Here is a 3,621-nt window from a genome sequence, read left to right as displayed (position 1 = left end):
CAGCTGTTCTGCCTTTTCCTTAATGTCATAAGCACCGGAATGCCCGCATGGCGTGCGTCAAAGGTCAACCCGGCTGAAGCTATTTCCGGTAAAAACGATTGAATCATGAAAAGAAATCTTTTGACTCAGATAAAAAACGAATGGCGCGACAACCTTTGGCTCGTGATCGAGCTGGCTATCGTGGCTGTCGCGATATGGGCGCTTTCGTTCACCCTTTACGACACTTTGCGCCCTAAGTTCGATGACAAGGGATATGACATCGACAATGTATATAAAATCACGCTGAAAAGTCTCGGAAAAGACAGTCCGGAATATGTGGATATGGGTGATCGGACGGAAACCGCCAACCTCGATGACGGAAAAACCCTGATGGCACGCATTCGCAAGTCTCCCTACGTCGAGATTGCGGCGTTCTCGAACAACGCCCTCCCCTATCAGTTCAGCTACGCCGGGAATCAGCTTGATGTGCAGGACAAGGGTGACTCGGTGTTTTATATGGGCAATCTGCGCATGGCAAGTCCGGAGATCGCAGGTGTGCTCAGAATCAGAAGCACACAGAACCTGTCGCTGAAAGATCTTGAGGAAATCCTGCGCCGCGGAGACCTGCTTGTATCTACTGCTCCGGATTACAGTTACGGCGGCGTCAAGGATCTGAAGGATCTCGTCGGCGGACGCGTCATGCCTTACGACACACTTCACACACGCCGCATAGGAGGTGTCATCAAGTCCATAAAACGCAACGAATATGAGCAGAAGACCGGCACCATCATTTTCCCGATTGACGAGTCCGACTACAAGCGTCTTGCATATTGCTCGGAGATCGCGGTGAGGGTAAAGCCGGGAACGGGNAAAAAATTCGAAGAGGAGTTCTATTCCGACAAGAGCATGAGACAGCTCAGAAACAGATATCTCACAGACCTGAGCCGCATGGAAGATGTCAGAGCCGCCAACCAGCACTACAGCGATTCCATGGTGCGTCTGTGGAGCGCGGGAATAGTTTTCCTTCTGGTCATAATATTCCTCGGACTGCTCGGCACGTTCTGGTTCCGCATCCGCCAGCGTTCCGGGGAAATCGCCCTGCGCAAGACATGCGGCGCGACTTCCGCCGACATTTTCCGCAGAATAATAGGCGAGGGAATGATCCTTCTCTCCATAGCGCTCATACCTGCCTTGATAGCAGGCGCGGCAATATACCGGTTCATAATCATCGAAAAAGGATTCCCCTTCGATGAATACAAATATGTGATAGCTCTGTCTTTCCTGATCATGGCGGTCATCATGGCGGCTATGATTGTGGCTGGAACAGTATTCCCCGCCCGCAAAGCGATGAAGACAGAACCGGCGATAGCCCTCAAGGAGGAATAGCCGGAATGTGTAAAAAACATATCCAGAAATAAATGAGATTCCGACAATTTTTCTTATACGCAGCTCTTCTGGTTTCCGCGCCCATGTCAGGCGCGGAAACGGAGGAGTTATATCTTTCGCTCGACGAGACAATCTCCCGCGCACGGACAAGCAGCGTGGATGCCGCAGTGGCACTCGATGAACTCAAGACCTCATATTGGGAATACCGTTCCTACCGCGCGGAACTTCTGCCTGAGGTCAATTTCTCCGCCACTGTTCCCGCCTATCACAGACAGTATTCACCTTACATGAACGAATCGGGCAGCTACAGTTTCGTGCGCAACAATTACCTCCAGATGAACGGCGAGGTGTCGCTGAGCCAGAACATATGGCTCACGGGGGGAAAAATAGCGCTGAACACTTCACTCGATTTTTTCCGTCAGCTCGAAGGAGACAAATACAACCGCTTCATGTCAATACCTGTGGCTCTCACTCTGACACAACCCGTGTTCGGGGTAAACGGCATAAAATGGGACAGACGCATAGAACCGGTCAGATACACCGAAGCAAAGGCGGCATACCTCAGCGCGTCGGAAGATGTGGCGATCAAGGCGATTGCATATTATTTCCAGCTCCTTATGGCTGACGAGAACATGACAATAGCCTCGCAGAACCTTGAAAACGCCCGGAAACTTTACGAAGTGGCGAAAGAAAAACGGGAAATGGGACGCATCAGCGGCAATGACCTCCTGCAGATGGAACTCAACCTGCTCAACGCCGAATCAGAACTTACCGACTGCGAGAGCAGCCGGAAAAGCTGCATGTTTCAGCTGCGCACGCTCCTCGACCTCGGTGAGAACACGAACATAATACCCCTGACTCCATCTGCCCTCCCTGCGGCAGACATCAGCTATGAGGACGCTTTGCAGAAAGCACTCGAACGCAACAAACTCGCGGCAAGCATCAGACGGCGCCAGCTGGAGGCGGATTATGAAGTGGCGAAGGCGAAGGGCAACCTGCGCCAGATATCGCTTTTCGCCCAGATCGGTTATACAGGCACGGACAGACGCTTCGGTGGCGCATATTCATCTCTCAAAGACAACCAGGTGGTGGAGATAGGTTTCGAGATACCGATTCTTGACTGGGGACGCCGCCGGGGAAAAGTAAAGGTGGCGGAAAGCAACCGCAAGGTCATGGAAAGCAGGCTGCGACAGGAGAGAGCGGATTTCTCCCAGAATCTGTTCATTCTCGTGGAGCGTTACCGCAATCAGATGCGGCAACTTGAAATCAGCCGACGCGCGGATGAAATCGCGGCACGCCGATACGCCGCGAATGTCGAGACTTTCATGATCGGCAAAATATCCACCCTCGACCTCAATGATTCACGCGTAAGCAAAGACGAGGCGCGGCGGGAATATATCAACGAACTGTACCTGTTCTGGAACTATTACTATCAGATACGCAGTCTGACCCTTTGGGATTTCTCTGCGGGATCGGGCATCGACGCGGATTTCGAACGCGACATCCGCAACCGGTGACCACAGGAATTCTGTTGTGTTATCCCGAAAAAAATACTAAATTCGCATTATGATCCTAATTGTTGACGATGACAAGGCAATAAGGCAGTCTCTTGCCCTTGTCCTGAAGCGCAAGGGTTACGAGACCGCGCTCGCCGGTAATCCGGACGAGGCCCTCGGCATGCTGCGCAAACATAAGTTCCGCCTGGTGATCATGGATATGAACTATTCCCTTTCAACCACCGGCGAAGAGGGAATACATCTCCTGCGCCAGACAAAAATCTTCCAGCCTGACACACCTGTAATTCTTATAACCGCCTGGGGCAGCATCGAACTTGCTGTGGAAGGGATGAGATTCGGTGCTTTCGACTTCATAACCAAACCCTGGAACAACCACCTTCTTCTGCAGAGAATAGAGACGGCACTGAGCCTGTCTTCCCCGGCTACGGATTCTGACCGGAATCCGGCGGATTTCGACAGGTGCGGTTTTATCGGTGAGAACCCCAGGGTAAAGGAGCTGCTGAAGACTGTGGAAAGAATAGCCCCGACCGACGCACCGGTGCTCGTGCTCGGCGAGAACGGCACCGGGAAAGAGCTTATCGCCAACGCCATCCACAAAAACAGCCGCCGTAAAAACGCTCCTTTCGTTATGGTGAACCTCGGTGGAATCTCCACTTCCCTTTTCNAAAGCGAGATGTTCGNTCACTCAAAGGGTGCATACACAGGTGCTGTCTCCGAACGCAAGGGCAGATTCGCACTT

At 52.3% G+C, this 3,621-nt stretch carries 3 protein-coding genes; all 3 read left to right on the top strand.

From position 1 onward, the window contains the following. Window positions 1–105 precede the first annotated feature (105 nt). The gene (locus tag JX312_RS10590; protein ID WP_204457973.1) at window positions 106–1,365 is read left to right on the top strand and encodes an ABC transporter permease; all 1,260 of its coding nucleotides are present in this window, start codon (window positions 106–108) and stop codon (window positions 1,363–1,365) included. An 83-nt stretch (window positions 1,366–1,448) separates the two neighbouring features. Then, window positions 1,449–2,882, top strand: coding sequence for a TolC family protein (locus JX312_RS10585; RefSeq protein WP_370541500.1), 1,434 nt, complete (start codon window positions 1,449–1,451; stop codon window positions 2,880–2,882). A 49-nt stretch (window positions 2,883–2,931) separates the two neighbouring features. Then, window positions 2,932–3,621: sigma-54 dependent transcriptional regulator (locus JX312_RS10580; protein WP_204457971.1), on the top strand; the 690-nt coding region annotated here is incomplete at its 3' end.

Source organism: Barnesiella sp. CU968, assembly GCF_905219685.1.
Classification (GTDB): domain Bacteria; phylum Bacteroidota; class Bacteroidia; order Bacteroidales; family Muribaculaceae; genus Lepagella; species Lepagella muris_A.
The sequence above is the reverse complement of the archived record's forward strand: the minus strand, read 5'-3'. Positions and strand labels throughout refer to the sequence as shown.

What these genes read in the sequence shown, in the direction of transcription:
- JX312_RS10585 (WP_370541500.1), top strand. Translation starts at nt 1,449, where the DNA reads ATGTCAGGCGCGGAAACGGAGGAGTTATATCTTTCGCTCGACGAGACA.